The organism is Gelidimonas diazotrophica (genome assembly GCF_055694025.1).
Genome location: NZ_CM146349.1, coordinates 3,812,261 through 3,829,060 on the forward strand (window position 1 = coordinate 3,812,261; position 16,800 = coordinate 3,829,060).

The window sequence follows — 16,800 nt, forward strand, 5'->3', positions numbered from 1 at the left end:
ATTGGTCTCGTTATATTTTGAAAAGGCAGAATGCAGTTAGTTATGCAGCTTGACGCCGAAGCGCAGCGCGATGCCCAGGCCGATCGCCACCAGGGTGATGTTGATGAACGATAGCGCCGCCACCAGATCGACCGAGCCGCCGGCCCACAGCGACACCAGCATCGCGCCGATCACTTCGGTGCCGGGCGACAGCAGATAGACGCCGGTCGAGTATTCGCGCTCGAAAATCAGGAACACCATCAGCCACGCACTCAGCAGCCCGTATTTGATCAGCGGCAGCGTCACGTCGCGCGTGACCCGGGCGCGGCTGGCGCCGATCGCGCGCGCGGCTTCTTCCAGTTCCGGGCCGACTTGCAGCATGGCCGACGAAATCAGGCGCATGCCGTATGCCAGCCAGACCACCGAATACGCCAGCCAGACCGAGAAAATGGTCGAGCGCAGCTCGCGCAGCACCGGAATGAAATGCGCACTCAGCCACAGCGCGACGCCGTTATCCATGCCCTTGAGCGCAGCATCGAGCCAGGCCGGCACGAACAAAAATACCCACAGAAACGACAAGCCCGCGAGTAAGCCGGGGATCGCGCGCGGCACCAGCACGCTGTAATCGAGGAAGCGCGTGATGCCATCCTGCTTGCGGTGCATCGCCAGCGCGACCGCCGCGTAACACAACACCGCCAGAGCGCCGCCGACAATGCCGATCAGGATCGTGTTCCAGATGCCGCGCATCAGCGACGGTTGCTCCAGGATGTCGCGGAAGTGTTGCAGCGTCAGCACATCGGCCAGCTTGACGCCTTCGCCCCAATACGACACGAAGGCGCGCAGCACGATGCCGGAAATCGGGATCGCGACGGTAAACAGCAGCCACAGCGCCAGCAAGGCAAATGCGATCCACTTCCAGTTACCCAGCGGCAGCGCTTTCTGGCGCGCGCCCTTGCCCTTGATCGACACGTATTTGTTGGCCGATTTCAGCAGCCAGCGCTGCAGCATCACCAGCGGCATCGTCACCATCACCAGACACACGGCGACCGCCGCCATCAGGTGGTAGGACGGCGTGCCGAGCTTGTTGGTCAGCTTGTACAGATAGGTCGACAACACCAGATGACCTTCCGGATCGCCCAGCACCAGCACCAGACCGAACACTTCGAAGCCGAGGAAGAACACCAGCACCGCCGCATACGACAGCGCCGGCATGATCATCGGCAATGACACGTTCATCATCACTTGCAGCGGCGATGCGCCGGCCACGCGGGCCGCTTCCTCGACGTCCGAACCGAGGCTTTTCAGCGCCGAAGATGCATACAGATACACGTGCGGCACGTGCGTCAGGCCGGCGATGATGACGATGCTGGTGAACGAATAGATGTTCCAGGGCGCAATCCCGATCAATTGCTTGACCCACAGCGTGTAGAAGCCGACCGGGCCCATCGACACCACATAGCCGAAACCCATCACCATCGGCGACACGAAGATTGGCACCAGCAGCAGCGGCGCGACCCAGCTGCGCCCGGGCAGGTCGGTGCGCACCATCAGGAACGCCAGCATGCCGCCCAGCGGCACCGCAATCACGGCCAGACCGGTGGCCAGGATCATCGCATTGATGAAGGCACGGCTGAAATCGGGATCGGCGAAAATGAAACGATAGGCATCGAAACCCAAAGTCTTGACCGGCATGAAAAACGGCGCCGACAGGAAACTCTGGTAAAAAATCAGGTATATCGGGAAAAATATTACGAGCGACGCCAGCGCCACGACTAAGCCGCGCGGCCAGTTCAGGCGGGGAAATATTGAGGTTTGCATCACAGTGTCCGATGAAGGGATGGGGCGTGCTGAGGGGCGTCAGAACGCAGCAGCGCAGAGCTTTTAAATTCTCGGGTATTTTCAGGCGTTGATTGCGCTGCCCTGTCCGGTTGACGGAGCAGCGCAGCGCACTGGAATTGCTCTGAGTTATTTCTTGCCGGCAGTCTCTTTCCACTGCTTCAGGAACGCCAGGCGCTTGGTCTGATCGAGGTATTGCAACAGCATCGGACTGACCGGCACCGGCTTCACGTTGGCGGCGCCAATTTTCCGGATCAAATCGGATGCGGTGGTTTCACCCTTGACATCGGCGCGGATCGCATACAGTTTCGAATCATTGGCAATCACGGTCTGGCCGCGCTGCGACAGCATATAGTCAAGCCACAGCTTGGCTGCATTGACATGCTTGGCGCTCTTGCTGATGAACAACACGCGCGACATGATCAGCGTGTAATCCTTCGGCAACATGACGCCGATCGACGGATCGGTCTTGGCGCGCACCAGCGCATAGGAGCCAATCACGTTGTAACCGATCAGGTTTTCACCGGAAGAGATGCGCTCCAGCATGGTGCCGGTCGAGGATTGCACCCGTACTTTGGCGACGCCGAAGGCTTTTTCCAGCCCGGCGAAATCCGGGTTGGCACGCGAATCCTGGGTCATGAACATGAAACCGACACCGGATTTCTCGATATCGTAAGTGGTGACCTTGTCCTTGAATTTTTCCTGGGTGATCAGCTTGGCAAAATCGGCATGGGTGGCCGGCACTTCCTTGGGGTCCAGCAAGCGCTTGTTGTAGACGATTGCGGCCGGCTCGAACGTGGTGCCGTAGGCGGTATTGTTCCAGTTCGCCCATTCCGGCAACTTGCCGGCTTCAACCGACTTGTATTGCAACGCATAGCCGTCCGAAGCCAGCTTCATCTGCAAGTCCATCGACGACGACCACAGCAAGTCGGCAGTGTTGCCGCCGGCGGCCACTTCGGAAATGTAACGGTTGTAGACTTCGGTCGAATTCATGTCGTTATATTCGACCGAAATGCCTGGATACAGGGCGCTGAAATCCTTCACCAGCGGCGCGGTGGCCTTGCTGTCGGTAGCGCCGTAAATCACAAGCTTGCCTTCTTTTTTGGCAGCGTCAACGATCTTGGCGTAATCGGCCGGGTAAGTAGCCGGAACTTGGGCCAGTGCGCCAAAGGCAGCGCTGACCGCGAGTGCGCCTACCGCGCTCAGAATGCATTTTTTTGAAAACATGGTGTCATCTCCTGTCATTATTAAAATAGTAATATTTCTTGTTGCTTATCGAACCAGTCCCAACTCTTTTGCCTGCTTGCTGTAGTTATCAACAGTCTTTTTTACATACCCGGTGAGCAGATCGCCGCTCATCGCAAACGGATACAGGCCGTGTGCTGCGCGCAGCTTGTCAAATTCGGGCGCGGCCATCGCGCGCTCGAAACGCGCCACCCATTTCCGGTAATGCGCATCGGATACTTGTGGCCCCATGTAAAAGCCGCGAATAATCGGCCACGTCACGTTAAAACCTTGTTCCCGCGCCGTCGGCACGTTGGCCAGTGCGCCCGGCAAACGGGCATCCGAGAGCACCGCCAGCACGCGGATTTCAGCATTTTTCTGGTCTACGCTGGCGTGCAGGATGGCTTCCGAAACATCGCCCGATACCGCCTGTACGTGGCCGGCCAGCAGCGCAGTAAACGATTCGCCGCCACCTTCAAAGGCAACGAAACGCAGGTCCCTGGTATCGATGCCTTCCTGCGTGGCGATCAAGGCAACTTTTACCCAATCTTGGCTGCCGATGGTGCCGCTGGCGCCGATCACGACCTCCGCCGGGCTTTTTTTCCAGGCGGCGACCAGATCGCGCAAGGTTTTGTAAGGCGAATCCTTGCGTACTGCGATCATTCCGTAGTCGGTGCCGACTGCGGCCACCCAACGCACATCCGCCGCTGAAGCCTGACCGTATTTGCCTTCTGCCAGGTTGAGCAGCGAGCCACCGGAAAATGCGACCAGCGTATCTTGCTCGTCGCGCTTTTGCGACATCACTGCATTCCAGGCCACCGCGCCAATGCCGCCCGGCTGATAACGGATTTGCAGCGCCACTGCGCCGGTGGCATCGCGCGCCAGGCTTTGTTGCGCCAGTTTGCAAGACAGATCCATGCCGCCGCCCGGTTTAGCCGGGGCAATGCACTGCGGGGCGGCAATTGCATTCAGCCATAACGCCATCAATCCGACCGCCAACAGGTACTTCACAAGGTTTGCGACACGCGGAAATAACACGGTGTTTTTCAAGATAAAGAAACACATCTTAGCTGCCTCAAACTTTCATTTGGCTTTCGCCGGATACCGATTATGCGCAGATTGTGGCTGATTTTGTAGCGGGTCAAAAGAATGTCTGTGCAATCCCTGACAGGCACCCGGGGATGCCTGTTTCTGACCAGATCAGAACTTGTGGCGGATGCCGACATTGAACTCACGGTCGCCGCTGCCATCACCAGTTCTGGTGCGGGAAACCAGCTTGTTCTCGTTATTGATGCGGGTATAGGAAGAGTACAGATTGGTCCGCTTGGATAGCGCGTAGGTATACGCCACGGCGACCTGATTGGCATCGTCGTTGGCTGCCGACTTGTCGTCCTTTCGGGTATAGGAAACCATTACGGTGCTGAGGCCCAGCGGCACCACCGCGCCAATTACCGCAACCTGGTCATCGATCGCACCGACGCCTTTGTTGACTTCATAGCCCAGCAGGGCCTTCACCACGCCGAAGTTGTAGCCGCCGCCCAGATACGTGCTCTTGCTACTGTCGCTGTCGGTGGCGTCATTTTTGTTCTGGTGCGCCAGTTTCAGCACCAGCGGGCCATTCGCATACGCCAACCCACCGCCCAGGATACGGCTGGCGGCGCTATTGCCGGGAACTTCGCCCAGGCTGTAGGCCAACTCACCCGAGAAGCCATTCAAGTTGGGGGAAGCGTACTTGACGGTGTTGTCGGTGCGAACATCCCGGCGCATCAAGTTGTGGGAACCGCCGGAGATGCCATCCACCGGGTCGAGGCTATCGATGGCCGACCACAGCGGCGTGTATTGGCGCCCAGCAGTGACCGTACCGAAAGCGCCCTGCAGACCGGCAAAAACCTGGCGCCCGAACAAGCGGCCCTGACCTTGGGTGCCGTCGTCCGGATTGAAGCCGTTTTCCAACGTGAAAATCGCCGCCAAGCCGCCGCCCAGATCTTCGCTGCCCTTGAAGCCCAGCCGCGAGCCGGACTGGATGCCGCTTCCCAGCGTGACCGTCGAGCCTGCCGGGCCGCCATGTTCGGAAGTGATGCCGACATCCAGCAAGCCATACACGGTGACGTTGGTCTGGGCCGATGCGGTGGCGGTGAAAGCACCCAGTAACAGCAGTGCGAGAAGCGTTTTTTTCATTACATAGTCTCCTGATTATTATTGAAGCAGCCTATTTCTTGGCCGCAACACGCAGGATGATGATGCAAGCTTTCAAATTGCTTTCGGTGTCAGTTTTATTGGATTTCATCCTTAATCGCAAACTGGAATAAGATGCAGGCCATGCGCATATTGCTCGTCGAAGATCATCTTGAACTATCCCGCTGGCTCAGCAAGGCCTTGCAGGATGCCCACCTGTCGGTGGAATGCGCGCGCAACGGCAGCGACGCCGACGCCTTGCTGCATACGCAGGAATATGCGCTGGTGATCCTCGACCTGACCCTGCCGAAAATGGATGGGCTGGAAGTGCTCCGGCGGCTGCGGCTGCGCGGCAGCAAAATTCCGGTGCTGATCCTGACTGCGCGCGGCGGGCTGGAGGAACGGGTGCAGGGCCTGAACCTGGGCGCCGACGATTACCTGGCCAAACCGTTCGAGCTGGCCGAACTGGAAGCGCGGGTCAAGGCGCTGCTGCGCCGTTCGCAAGGCAATGAAGTGGTGGTCCATTGCTGCGCCGCCTTGCAGTTCGACACCGTGAGCCGGATGTTCACTTATGGCGCGGCGCCGCTGGCATTGACGCCGCGCGAACATGCAGTACTGGAGGCGTTGATTACCCGTGCCGGACGAGCGGTGCCGAAAGAAAAACTGTTCGACGAAGTATTCAAGCTCGATGACGACGCCAACCTGGATGCGATCGAAATTTACATCCACCGGCTGCGCAAGAAACTCGATACGCTGAGCGCCTGCGGCGTTGCCATTACCACCTTGCGCGGCATCGGCTATGTGCTCGACGCCAAACTCAGCGCCGACGCAAACCCCAATCCGAGCACATGAGGTGGCCCGCCCGGCAGGCTGCCAACAGCACGCCCGGCAGCCTGCGCGGCCAGTTGCTGCGCTGGATTCTGATTCCGCTGGCGCTGCTGGCGGTGCTCGATTCGGCATCGGTTTACCGCACTGCACTGACGGCTGCCGAGCGCGCCTATGACCGCGCGCTGCTGGCCTCGACCCGCGCGCTGGCGGAGCGGGTTTCTTTCGTCGATGGCAAGGTGGTGGCCGACGTGCCGTATGTGGCACTCGACAGTTTCGAGACCGATACGCTGGGCCGGATTTATTACAAGGTCACCGGCATTCGGGGTGAATTCGTGTCCGGCTATGAAGATCTGCCGGCGCTGCCACGCGACGTGCCGCGCTCGGACCTGTATCCGGCCCTGGTGCATTTTTACGACGCCAACTATCGCGGTGAAGCGGTGCGGGTGGCGGCCCTGTATCAGCCGGTGTACGACAGTTCGATGCGCGGCATTGCGCTGATTCAGGTCGGCGAAACACTGAATGCCCGGCTCGGTCTGACCCGCACTATCTTGCGCGATACGCTGTGGCGCCAGGCCGCCCTGATTGTTGCGGTAACGCTGTTGGTGTGGTTTTCGGTGCGGGTCGTATTGCGCCCCCTGATGCGTCTGAAGAACGATGTGGCGACGCGGCAGTCGACCGACCTGTCAGACTTCGATCCGAGCATGGTGCACAAGGAAGTGCGGCCGCTGGTGCTGGCCATGAACGGTTATATGGCGCGGCTGCAGATCCTGATCAACGAGCAGCGGCGCTTCATCGCCGATGCCTCGCATCAATTGCGCACACCGCTGACAGTGCTCAAGACCCAGGTCGAACTGGCGCTGCGCGAGAACGATCCGCAAGCATTGCGCCAAATTATCCACAGCATCGGCCACACCACAGAATCTGCGGTCCATCTGGCCAACCGCCTGCTGACGCTGGCGCGGGCCGAACACCGGGCGCTGGCAGGCCAGATGACGGCCGTCCCGCTGGCTGCCATCGCGCGCCAGGTCGGGCTGGAACTGGCGCCGGGCGCGGTGCGAAAAAATATCGACCTGTCGCTGGAGGCGCAGGAGGATACCGTCGTCACCGGCAATGCGCTGCTGTTGCACGAGATGGTGGTCAATCTGGTCGACAATGCGATTTGCTATACGCCGATCGGCGGCCGGGTGTCGCTGCGGGTATTCGGCGCCGCGCAACCGACGCTGGAAGTCGAAGACAGCGGCAGCGGCATTGCGCTGGCGGAAAGGAGCAACGTCTTCACGCCGTTTTACCGCGCCTCGGCCGCACTGGAAGCCAATCCGGGCGGCTCCGGACTCGGCCTGGCGATCGTGCAGGACATCGCCACCTTGCATGGCGCCCAACTCGAACTGGCTGACGGCGCCGGCGGCCACGGCTTGAACATCAGGGTCCGGTTCCCACCTCAGGCAGGCCTCGCACAGAAATAGTACTATTGTCAGTATTATTCAAGCCGATTTAGAACTATGCGGGAAACAATATGTTTTTACATATACTCCATCATTTATACGAATGTAATGAAACCTTTCCAGGTTACACAAGCCGGCGTTGCAAGCAGAACCAAAGGCAGGACAAGCGCGCTACGATCCGGCATTGCCGGGTCCGGGATATCGCGGATATCGCCGCCGTCAACCCAGTTTTCTGCCGGATCGCGGCGCCCCCGAAGCCGCAATACTGGATCGGAATCTGGACCATTTAAAGATAATTAGTACTTATTTACTCCCCCATAGTATAATTTTTACTATACACATCATAAAGGAGTCTCACCATGTCATACGAAGCCCCCCTGAAGGTCTTGAGCGGTACCGCATTGACCGACGAACAAAAGAAAGATCTGCTGAACCGCCTGGCACGCGTCGAAGGTCAGGTGCGCGGCGTGCGCAAATTGCTGGCCAAGGCAGTGGTCCCGGATGACTGCGATGGCGTTGCGCAACAAATGGCCGCCGCCCGCAAGGCGCTCGATCGCGCGTTCGTGAACTTACTCACCAGTGCGATGGTCTCACATACTTCCGGCTCGACCAGCCTGGAAGATGCGTCCGAACGCGCTAAACACTTGTCGGAAATGCTCAACAAGTTCGCCTGATTTGCTGGCTTATTTGCTTGATCAAGCGCATAAGAATTTGCAACTTCCGGGTGCGAGGGCGAAAGCGGTGCTGCCCTCGCCGCAAGAATGTCGTAAGCTTTAATTTTCTAAGCTTTAATTTTTATATACCGGATTCTGGAAGCCTGCCATGCCCCGCTTATCTCGCTTATCGCCTCTTGCTCCTGCCATATTACTGAGCCTTGCGCTCGCCGCTTGCGGCGGCAGCGATTCGTCCACGCAGGCAGCGCCGCCATCTTCCGCGGCGGTCGCTTCGCAAGAACTGGCGAAAGAATCAAGCGCACCGCAAGTTAGCGGCAATATGGCGACGGACGGCTTCAACTGGTTCAATTTCCGTCGACAACAGATTGCCCTGCCCCAACTGACACGCAACGCCCTGATTGATAGCGCGGCGCAAGGGCATTCCAGCTATCAAGCAGTCAATAATGTCATCACCCACGACCAAACCATTGGGAATCCCGGTTTCACTGGCGCCAAGTTGGAAAACCGATTAAATCGAGCCAGATACAACTTGATACCAAGTTATGCCATCGGCGAAGTCATTGCACAGACCGGCTACACCGATGGCTTCACTGCCGCCGAGGCCTTGATTGCCGCCATCTATCATCGTTTCGTGATTTTCGAGCCGATGTACAAGGAAGCGGGAGCGGGTTATGCCACAGCAACCAGCGGCTTTACCTACTTCACCACCGATTTCACCGCCAACAATGGTTTGGGTGCCGGACTGGGCGCTGGGAAATTTACCGCATACCCGTATTCCGGCCAGAAAAACGTCCCACTGAATTTTTTCAGCAATTCTGAGGAACCCGATCCGGTACCCAACCGGGACGAAGTGGGTTATCCGATCAGCGTGCACGCCGATATCGATCAACTGATCAGCGGCGCCAATTTCAGTGTCAGACTGCGCGGTGCGGGAACACCACTCGCGGCGCAATTGCTAACCAGTCAGTCCGATCCTAAAACGCCAACCTCCGCCGCTGCCATCATCCCGCTCGAACCGCTGGCCAGCGGCGCTACCTATGATGTGGCTTTTTCCGGCAGTATCTGCACCATCAGTCCACCGAATACCACCTGTATTTCTGCAGACACAGCAATTTCACAAAGCTGGTCTTTCACCACCAAGTAAGGGCAATACTTTCTTATTTGCCAATACAGAAACGACTAAAGATTTCTCCCAGCAAATCATCGGGCGTAAATTCGCCGGTGATGCTGCCCAGTTGCTCCTGGGTCAGGCGCAACTCCTCCGCCAGCAGGTCCAGCGAGTGGTCGTTTTGTGCGGCAAACTGCGCTGCCATCTGCACATGATCGCGTGCAGCGCGTAGCGCAATCAGGTGCCGCTCGCGCGCCAGATACACCGATTCACCGGTTTGCTGCCAGCCGGCAATACGCAGCAACTCCGAGCGCAACAAATCGATCCCGCTCTTGTCCTGGGCTGACAGATAGATATGCGTGGCGTCCAGCATGGTGTCGATGCTGGGCTTGTGTCCGGACAGGTCGATTTTGTTCCAGATCCGGATCACCGGCACGCCGCTTGGAAAGCGCGCCACCATCGTCTCATCTGCGCGCGTCGGCCCACGTCCCGCATCCAGCAAGTGCAGGATCACGTCGGCTTTGCCAACCTCAATCCAGGTACGCTCAATGCCAATCCGCTCCACCTCGTCATTGGCATCATCGGTGGCGCGAATACCGGCGGTGTCGATGATATTGAGCGGAATGCCTTCGATCTGGATAGTTTCAGTCACCTTGTCGCGCGTGGTGCCGGCGATCGGCGTGACGATCGCCACGTCCGCGCCTGCCAGAGCGTTCAGCAATGAGGATTTCCCCACGTTGGGCTTGCCGGCCAACACTATATTCAAGCCTTCGCGCAGCAATGCGCCCTGCTGCGCTTGCAGCAAGACGCTGTGCAAAGTCTGTTGAATGCGTTCCAGTTGGCCGCGTGCGTTGGATTTTTCCAGGAAATCGATTTCCTCTTCCGGAAAATCGAGCGTCGCTTCAACCAGCATGCGCAATTGCACCACTTGCTCGACCAGGGTATGGATTACCTTGGAAAAGACGCCCGACAGCGATTGCGAAGCCGACTTTACCGCGGCCTCGGTCGAGGCCTCGATCAGATCGGCGACCGCTTCCGCCTGCGCCAGATCGAGCTTGTCGTTAAGGAATGCCCGGTGCGTGAATTCGCCCGGCTGCGCCAGACGCAGCCCGATTTCCCGTCCCGCTTCCAGGCAGCGCGCCAGCAGCATCTGCAGCACTACCGGCCCGCCGTGCGCCTGCAATTCCAGCACATCTTCGCCGGTGTACGAATGCGGGGCTTTGAAATGGAGCGCCAGGCCCTGATCGATGATGCTGCCATCGGCCTGCGTGAAGGGCAAATACGTGGCATGGCGCGGCTTTAGCTGAAAACCCAGCGTCTGCAGCAAGGCCGCAAGATTCTTGCCGGAAACACGTACTACGCCAATACCGCCGCGTCCGGGAGCGGTGGCGATGGCTGCTATGGGGGAGGAGTCAAGGTTCATACCGCGATTTTACCTAACTGAGGTTGTGCGCTATCGGCGAAAAGCACGAAAGGTATGAAAAAAAGTAGGATGGGTGCACCCCATCTTGTGCGTTCGATGGGCGATGGCTTGCACCCATCTTACGTACTAACCTGGGTATATTTTAATCTCGCAATGAATATATGCGTTAATTGCCATAAAAATGGCAATACTCCTTACTTTTGCGAAGATCGTTGGCTCTTAATACGGTTCGTGCTTTTCGTGTCTTGCGTGGACAATGTTTCCACCATACGCAACAACTGTTACCTAAAACGATATCCGAACACGGCCAATCGTGCGATTTGCCGTAGGCTTTAACGTGAAAATCGCGTGACGACTCACTTCGCTACGTTCCAGAGAATAGAAAAGCTTATGCCACCAGGCGCGCGTTCGTGCGGCAACCGTCGAGCAGATAGCCGAGGCCGATCACCAGCAACAATTCGCCTTCAGCAGAACGCGCGGTTCCGGTAATGCCCGGTACGTTGAGGCAGGATAAGGGTTTGATGACCAGATCGGCGGTGCCTTCGACCGCCTCCATGGCTAGAATATACGGTTGCTGCGCGGCAATCACGATACCAACCCGCTCCACGCATGCCTCGTAACCGAGAATCTCAGCCAGCGAGCGCACCAGCAGCGGACGCCCCTGATCGCGCAATATCGGGGCTCCACCGACTTCGGAAAATGTTTCCGGCAGCTCCACCACGCGTTCAATCACGGCTAACGGCATTGCCAACGCAGCACCGCTGGTACGCACCAGCATGGTCGGCACAATCGAGAGCTCGATTGGCAAGCGAATCAGAAAACGTGTGCCTTGACCGAGGCGCGAATCAATCCGGATCGTGCCGCGATTCTTGTCGACCGCGGTCTTCACCACATCCATACCAACCCCACGTCCGGATACCGCGGTAGCGACTTCCTTGGTAGAAAATCCGGGCAAGAAAACCAGTTGGAATGCTTCTTCGTCGGTCTGCGCATCGTTCTCGCCGATCAATCCTTTGGCGCGTGCTTTATCGCGCAAAAATTGCGGGTTCATGCCTTTGCCGTCATCCGCCACCTCGATCATCACGCTGCTGGCTTCCTGCCAGGCGGTCAGGGATATTGTCGATTTGGGCGATTTCCCGGACTTAATGCGTTCTTCCTGACTTTCCACTCCATGATCAAGCGAGTTGCGCAGCATATGCACCAGCGGATCATACAAACTGTCGACCACCACCCGGTCGACTTCGGTTTCCGCACCCTTGATCGCCAACTCGACTTCCTTGCCGAGATCCTTGGCCAGTTCCCGAACCAGGCGTGGAAATTTTTGGAACAGCCGACCGACCGGCTGCATGCGGGTAGCCAGCGTGGCCCGCTGCAATTCGGTTGCATAGCGCGAGGCGCGTTCTATCGTTTCTGTCAGTGTGGCCATCAAGGTCGTAGCGTCAGATTCGAACTTGAATTGCGCCAGTTTTTCCAGCAGCACGGCCGCCTGGTTGGCCGCCTGCACCGACTCTCCGGCCACCTCAAGCAAGGTATCAAGCTTGACTGCGTCAATCCGGATGCTCTCCTCGATTATCGGAGTAGTGGATTTAGTGGCCTGAATTGCCGGCTGGGATTTTTTAACGGTTACTGCAGCGACCGGATGTGTAATCGCAACAGGAACCGGAACCGATACCGCTGGCGGCAGGACATCCGATGACACCAACGCACGATAATACGCATCCCAATCTGGTTTACCGACAAGAATCAGTGCCTCAGCGGGCACCACGGCGGCGGTTGCAACCGCCGGCTCCAGTTGCGCATTGCCTTCGATTGCCGCGGTCAGGATGGCCTGTAACGCATCGGGCATCGCCGGTAGCTGCTCGGCGGCGACGCCATTGGCCAACTCGCCGAGCTGGTCCGCAACAAAGCCGCTGGCCTGCAGCGCTGCCTCAATCGCAATCGGCGTCACAGGTGCGGCACCAGTGCGCAAAGCATCAAACAGGTTTTCGGTCAGATGACAGGCCGATACCATCGCCGTCAAATTCATGAAGCCGGCACCGCCCTTGATCGTATGAAATGACCGAAACAGTGCATTCAAAATGTTCTGATCATCCGGCTGGCGTTCCAGCACCAATAGATGCGCTTCAACATTGGTGGCGAGCTCCAGCGCTTCGACCACGAATTCCTTGAGCAAGTCGTCCATCAGAAACCCAAATCATCCAGAAGGCTGTCCACATCGCCCTGTCCCATCGCCGCAGACGGCACCATCGGCCCCTGCATCAGGTCAACCACCGCTTCTTTATGTGCCAGCGGCTTGTCCTTTACTTCCTCAGGCGCGTTATCCCACAGCAGTTGCGCCAGTTCACGCTCGACAGCCTGGGTAATTGTCACCACTTTTTTGATCAGCTGGCCGGTCAAATCCTGAAAATCCTGTGCCATCATAATTTCCAGCAAGCGTGCTTTTTCCTCTTCGGCGCCCTCAATGACGGAAGAGTTGAAGCTTCTGGTGTCGTCCGCTAGCAGCTTGAACTCTTCCACGCTGAGCTTGCCATCGAACAAATTCGTCCAGCGCATTTGCATTTCTTTGGCACTGTTCGACAGGGTTTCCTGCGCAGGCATGCCCGCTTCAGTCGCGTTCAGTACTTTGTTCGCAGCCTGTTCGGTCAGTGTCGCAACATAGGCCAACCTATCCTGGGCATCGCCTATTTGCGAATTAAGGGTGTTGAACGGATGCTGTTGGCCCAGTTCACGTATCGAGTCATGCAGTATCCGAACAATACCTCCGAGCCGCTCGTACATCGGTTTTTCAGCTTCGGCAGGTCCTTCTGGCGCTGCTTCCGATACTTGGACAGCGCTGGGCGGAGCGTCAGATCCGGTCACTGCAATTTCGGCGTGCTGCGCAGAGATCTGATCGAACAGGGCATCCAGATCCTCAAAACTGTCACTCATAATCCATGCCTCTCATAATTTTTTCTAGCTGTTCGCCCTATGTTGCAGCAATTCAACATTTTACGATATAACCAAATTGAAATTTTGCGCGGTACTTTGACATCCTTTGCTACTACAGGAAATTTTTGCAGCCGGTCACGGTAAATATCGAACGCTGTTTCGTGGCGCTACAATCAACCACCCAAAGTTACTCCTGGTTTAACGCGGTTGCACCGGTCTGCGTACCGTCCAGCAGGAACATTCGAATAGCGGACGAAAACCGAAATATCTTTAATAAAAAAGGCGGAATCTTTCCAGATTCCGCCTTTTGATTGCACGTCATATAGGTGAAGACGCCTATGCTTTTTTGCCAACTTCCATTTTTTTGGTGATGGCCCATTGTTGGGCGATCGACAATACGTTATTGACGACCCAGTACAGCACCAAGCCAGCCGGAAAGAAAAAGAACATTACCGAAAATGCGATTGGCATGAACATCATGATCTTGGCCTGCATTGGATCTGGCGGTTTCGGGTTCAACTTGGTCTGGATGAACATCGATATCGCCATCACCACCGGCAGAATATAAAACGGGTCCGGCGCCGACAGATCGTGAATCCAGCCCAGCCATGGCGCATTGCGCATCTCGACACTGGCCAGCAAGACCCAGTACAGCGAAATGAAGACTGGAATCTGCACCACGATCGGCAGACAGCCACCGAGCGGATTGATTTTTTCGGTTTTGTACAACTCCATCATCGCCTGATTCATCTTTTGCGGCTCGCCTTTGAAGCGCTCGCGAATCGAGGTCATTTTCGGCGTAACCAGCTTCATTTTGGCCATGCTGCGATAGCTGGCTGCGGACAAAGGGAAGAATGCCAACTTGATCAAGACCGTCAGCATGATGATGGTCCAGCCCCAGTTGCCGAGTACTTTGTGAATCTGATTCATCAGCCAGAAGATCGGTTTGGCAATAATCGTCAGCCAGCCGTAGTCCTTGACCAGATCCAGGCCCGGAGCAATTTTTTCCAGTACGCTGGTTTCTTGCGGGCCGGAGTATAAGTGCGCATCCATCGAAACTGTAGCACCCGGCGCAATGGTACCCAGCGGCAGAATGGTTCCGATCGCATACAGGTTAGCATCGATTTTTTTGGTGAATATTTCACGCGGCACCTTGTCTTGCGGAACGATTGCCGAGACAAAATAGTGCTGTATCAGCGCCACCCAGCCGTTATCGGCCTTTTTCGCATGCTCATCCTTGCCATCTGCAATCTTGTCGAAGGCTAATTTCTGGAATTTTTCCGCATCGGTATATACCGCAGGGCCGGTGAAAGTACTATAAAGCTTGGACTCTCCGCCTGGCTTGTTGCCATCGCGCACTAACTGCAAATACAGCGAAGACGTAATCGGCGCACCGGACACGTTAGCGATATCGTGTTTGATGTCAATATTGTAATTACCGCGCTTGAATGTGAAGGTTTTGATCAGTTTGACGCCACCTGCGTCAGACTCCAGCACCAGCTTCACTGCGTCGTCGGACCCCAGTTCCCGGCTTCCCGGCTGGACCGTGAAAGTCGATTTGTGATTGGGGAATGCGCCACCGATCAAACCGGTCTGGGCTAGGTAGGTGTGCTGGGCAGTGGCATTGAACAGCACCAGATTTTTGGTCGGATCGACCGTATCATTGTGCTTTAAAAGTTCAAGATACCGCAGTTCGCCGCCCGCCGTATCGATTTGCGCCTTGATGACGTCGGTGGTAATCGTCACGACTTCACTCTTGGCCGGTGCCGCGCCGGCAACCGCGGCTGCGATTTCTGCAGGGGACTGTTTAGCACCCGTGACCGACGCCTGCGGCACCTCGGTCTTGGCCGATCCGGTAGCAGCGCCAGCGACAGACTTGTCTTGCTGCGTCACGGACGGCGAAAACATCGATGGTTTTCCGTTATAGCGCATCCAGTTGTCCCAAAGGATCAACAGCGACATCGAAAACACAACCCAAAGGATGGTACGTTTGATATCCATAAGTGTACTTGTCAGGAGAAATCAGTAATTCGGGAATGGCTGCAGTCGCTAACGTCTGCAGAAGTGGATTCAGGCTTTTTTTCTGGTACGGGATCAAATCCGCCCGGATGCCATGGATGGCATTTGCATAGACGCTTGGCAGCCATTGCGCTCCCTTTTAATGCGCCATACTCGCGCACCGCTTGGCTGGCATAGTCGGAGCAACTCGGGTAAAAGCGGCAATTTTGCCCGAGAAATGGGCTGATGCACAGCTTATACGCACGCAACAGCAGCAGCAATAAGACCTTCATCAGGAGCTCTCCGGCAATTTCTGCGACGCCAGCAAGCGCGTCAATTCCGTGCGCAGCAATACCTTCAATTGCGCTGTAGTTGCCGGATCGGCCTTGGTATTGATCGGCTTGGACAGGCGAACAATGCAATCCAGTGATGGCAATTCGGTCTGGCGAAACAGTTCACGCGTCACCCGTTTGATGGTATTGCGGGTTACCGCGCGCGGTGCAAACCGCTTTGCCACCACGATACCCAAACGGGCATTGGGCAATCCTGCCGGACGGGCATACAGCACAAAGTGCGCAGTTCTGTAGGCTGGGCGCAAACGAAAAACGGATGAAAAGTCATCCGTTTTAACGATTCGCCGAACACGTGAAAAATCGCCTGTCACGCAGTCAGCTTTCCTGCTGTACGTTTGGCTTAAGCAGCCAAACGCTTACGACCTTTAGCGCGACGCGCATTCAGTACGGCGCGACCGCCGCGGGTTGCCATGCGTGCGCGAAAGCCGTGGGTACGTTTGCGGCGTACGACGGAAGGTTGGTATGTACGTTTCATGTTGGTCTCGCTAATCAGCAAAAATAAATCGGTCTAAATCGTGTTACTACGCCCAGCGCCACATTTGGTGTTTGCAGCGCGTATACCGGAAGGGCACAAGCTAAAGCAACCATTGAATGGTCAGGGAACCGTGGATTAGACATTATTTTGCATGGGTTTGTCAATATGCCGGATATATTTATCCACAGGCATGAATAGGTATTGACCATCTAAAAGTAGGACTGCCTGTGGATAACTCTGTTCGGCAAGGGTAGAATAGTACAGATGTGTGGCGATCTCATGCAGGATTGCATCGCAGTCTTTCTGTGAATATACCGATACGCCCTCCCCCCCACACCTTTTCACTCAAGAAGATTC

General features: G+C 56.7%; 15 protein-coding genes. 4 read left to right on the forward strand and 11 right to left on the reverse strand.

Annotated features, from left to right (window positions below):
- Nucleotides 1-36: 36 nt before the first annotated feature.
- The 4 genes from KGFNPO_RS17660 to KGFNPO_RS17675 all read right to left on the reverse strand — a co-directional run bounded on the left by KGFNPO_RS17660 (nt 37) and on the right by KGFNPO_RS17675 (nt 5,217).
- Nucleotides 37-1,797 (reverse strand): ABC transporter permease, encoded by a 1,761-nt coding sequence (locus KGFNPO_RS17660; protein ID WP_472632517.1) that lies wholly within the window; start codon nt 1,795-1,797, stop codon nt 37-39.
- Between the two features lie 147 nt (nt 1,798-1,944).
- A complete protein-coding gene (locus KGFNPO_RS17665) occupies nt 1,945-3,042 on the reverse strand; it encodes an ABC transporter substrate-binding protein (RefSeq protein ID WP_472632518.1) in 1,098 nt (365 codons plus the stop codon).
- A 45-nt stretch (nt 3,043-3,087) separates the two neighbouring features.
- Entirely contained in the window at nt 3,088-4,023 is a 936-nt protein-coding gene (locus KGFNPO_RS17670) for a tripartite tricarboxylate transporter substrate binding protein (protein ID WP_472634526.1), read from the reverse strand.
- 216 nt (nt 4,024-4,239) lie between these two features.
- Nucleotides 4,240-5,217: a porin gene (locus tag KGFNPO_RS17675; RefSeq protein ID WP_472632519.1), complete on the reverse strand. Its 978-nt coding sequence runs from the start codon at nt 5,215-5,217 to the stop codon at nt 4,240-4,242.
- A gap of 141 nt (nt 5,218-5,358) precedes the next feature.
- On the opposite strand from KGFNPO_RS17675, the gene KGFNPO_RS17680 reads away from it, so the two are divergent.
- The 4 genes from KGFNPO_RS17680 (at nt 5,359) to KGFNPO_RS17695 (ending at nt 9,302) form a co-directional block, all read left to right on the forward strand.
- Nucleotides 5,359-6,066: a response regulator gene (locus KGFNPO_RS17680; RefSeq protein ID WP_472632520.1), complete on the forward strand. Its 708-nt coding sequence runs from the start codon at nt 5,359-5,361 to the stop codon at nt 6,064-6,066.
- Nucleotides 6,063-7,505, forward strand: coding sequence for a sensor histidine kinase (locus KGFNPO_RS17685; protein ID WP_472632521.1), 1,443 nt, complete (start codon nt 6,063-6,065; stop codon nt 7,503-7,505). The genes KGFNPO_RS17680 and KGFNPO_RS17685 overlap by 4 nt, the downstream gene beginning before the upstream one ends.
- 338 nt (nt 7,506-7,843) lie before the next feature.
- Complete coding sequence (locus KGFNPO_RS17690; RefSeq protein WP_472614200.1) at nt 7,844-8,158, forward strand: metal-sensitive transcriptional regulator; 315 nt, start codon at nt 7,844-7,846, stop codon at nt 8,156-8,158.
- Between the two features lie 148 nt (nt 8,159-8,306).
- Nucleotides 8,307-9,302 carry a CAP domain-containing protein gene (locus KGFNPO_RS17695; protein WP_472632522.1) on the forward strand — a complete coding sequence of 332 codons (996 nt, stop codon included), beginning with the start codon at nt 8,307-8,309 and terminating at the stop codon, nt 9,300-9,302.
- Between the two features lie 13 nt (nt 9,303-9,315).
- Here the strand turns inward: KGFNPO_RS17695 and mnmE are convergent, their stop codons facing one another.
- From mnmE to rpmH, 7 genes are all read right to left on the reverse strand, one after another.
- On the reverse strand, nt 9,316-10,689 hold the full coding sequence (gene mnmE, locus KGFNPO_RS17700) for a tRNA uridine-5-carboxymethylaminomethyl(34) synthesis GTPase MnmE (RefSeq protein WP_472632523.1): 1,374 nt from the start codon (nt 10,687-10,689) through the stop codon (nt 9,316-9,318).
- A 388-nt stretch (nt 10,690-11,077) separates the two neighbouring features.
- Nucleotides 11,078-12,871: a chemotaxis protein CheA gene (locus tag KGFNPO_RS17705; RefSeq protein ID WP_472632524.1), complete on the reverse strand. Its 1,794-nt coding sequence runs from the start codon at nt 12,869-12,871 to the stop codon at nt 11,078-11,080.
- Nucleotides 12,871-13,617, reverse strand: coding sequence for a protein phosphatase CheZ (locus KGFNPO_RS17710; protein ID WP_472632525.1), 747 nt, complete (start codon nt 13,615-13,617; stop codon nt 12,871-12,873). Before KGFNPO_RS17710 ends, KGFNPO_RS17705 begins: the two co-directional genes overlap by 1 nt.
- Before the next feature lie 336 nt (nt 13,618-13,953).
- A complete protein-coding gene (gene yidC / locus KGFNPO_RS17715) occupies nt 13,954-15,618 on the reverse strand; it encodes a membrane protein insertase YidC (protein WP_472632526.1) in 1,665 nt (554 codons plus the stop codon).
- 11 nt (nt 15,619-15,629) lie between these two features.
- A complete protein-coding gene (gene yidD, locus KGFNPO_RS17720) occupies nt 15,630-15,908 on the reverse strand; it encodes a membrane protein insertion efficiency factor YidD (RefSeq protein ID WP_472632527.1) in 279 nt (92 codons plus the stop codon).
- Entirely contained in the window at nt 15,908-16,279 is a 372-nt protein-coding gene (gene rnpA / locus KGFNPO_RS17725) for a ribonuclease P protein component (RefSeq protein ID WP_472632528.1), read from the reverse strand. Before rnpA ends, yidD begins: the two co-directional genes overlap by 1 nt.
- Nucleotides 16,280-16,308: 29 nt before the next feature.
- Nucleotides 16,309-16,443 carry a 50S ribosomal protein L34 gene (gene rpmH, locus KGFNPO_RS17730; RefSeq protein ID WP_061535510.1) on the reverse strand — a complete coding sequence of 45 codons (135 nt, stop codon included), beginning with the start codon at nt 16,441-16,443 and terminating at the stop codon, nt 16,309-16,311.
- Nucleotides 16,444-16,800: the final 357 nt, after the last annotated feature.

Bases quoted from the DNA above. Each gene is read 5' to 3' on its own strand.
- KGFNPO_RS17660 (WP_472632517.1), bottom strand. From the start codon at position 1,797: ATGCAAACCTCAATATTTCCCCGCCTGAACTGGCCGCGCGGCTTAGTC.
- KGFNPO_RS17665 (WP_472632518.1), bottom strand. From the start codon at position 3,042: ATGTTTTCAAAAAAATGCATTCTGAGCGCGGTAGGCGCACTCGCGGTC.
- KGFNPO_RS17670 (WP_472634526.1), bottom strand. From the start codon at position 4,023: ATGGCGTTATGGCTGAATGCAATTGCCGCCCCGCAGTGCATTGCCCCG.
- KGFNPO_RS17675 (WP_472632519.1), bottom strand. From the start codon at position 5,217: ATGAAAAAAACGCTTCTCGCACTGCTGTTACTGGGTGCTTTCACCGCC.
- KGFNPO_RS17680 (WP_472632520.1), top strand. From the start codon at position 5,359: ATGCGCATATTGCTCGTCGAAGATCATCTTGAACTATCCCGCTGGCTC.
- KGFNPO_RS17685 (WP_472632521.1), top strand. From the start codon at position 6,063: ATGAGGTGGCCCGCCCGGCAGGCTGCCAACAGCACGCCCGGCAGCCTG.
- KGFNPO_RS17690 (WP_472614200.1), top strand. From the start codon at position 7,844: ATGTCATACGAAGCCCCCCTGAAGGTCTTGAGCGGTACCGCATTGACC.
- KGFNPO_RS17695 (WP_472632522.1), top strand. From the start codon at position 8,307: ATGCCCCGCTTATCTCGCTTATCGCCTCTTGCTCCTGCCATATTACTG.
- mnmE (WP_472632523.1), bottom strand. From the start codon at position 10,689: ATGAACCTTGACTCCTCCCCCATAGCAGCCATCGCCACCGCTCCCGGA.
- KGFNPO_RS17705 (WP_472632524.1), bottom strand. From the start codon at position 12,871: ATGGACGACTTGCTCAAGGAATTCGTGGTCGAAGCGCTGGAGCTCGCC.
- KGFNPO_RS17710 (WP_472632525.1), bottom strand. From the start codon at position 13,617: ATGAGTGACAGTTTTGAGGATCTGGATGCCCTGTTCGATCAGATCTCT.
- yidC (WP_472632526.1), bottom strand. From the start codon at position 15,618: ATGGATATCAAACGTACCATCCTTTGGGTTGTGTTTTCGATGTCGCTG.
- yidD (WP_472632527.1), bottom strand. From the start codon at position 15,908: ATGAAGGTCTTATTGCTGCTGCTGTTGCGTGCGTATAAGCTGTGCATC.
- rpmH (WP_061535510.1), bottom strand. From the start codon at position 16,443: ATGAAACGTACATACCAACCTTCCGTCGTACGCCGCAAACGTACCCAC.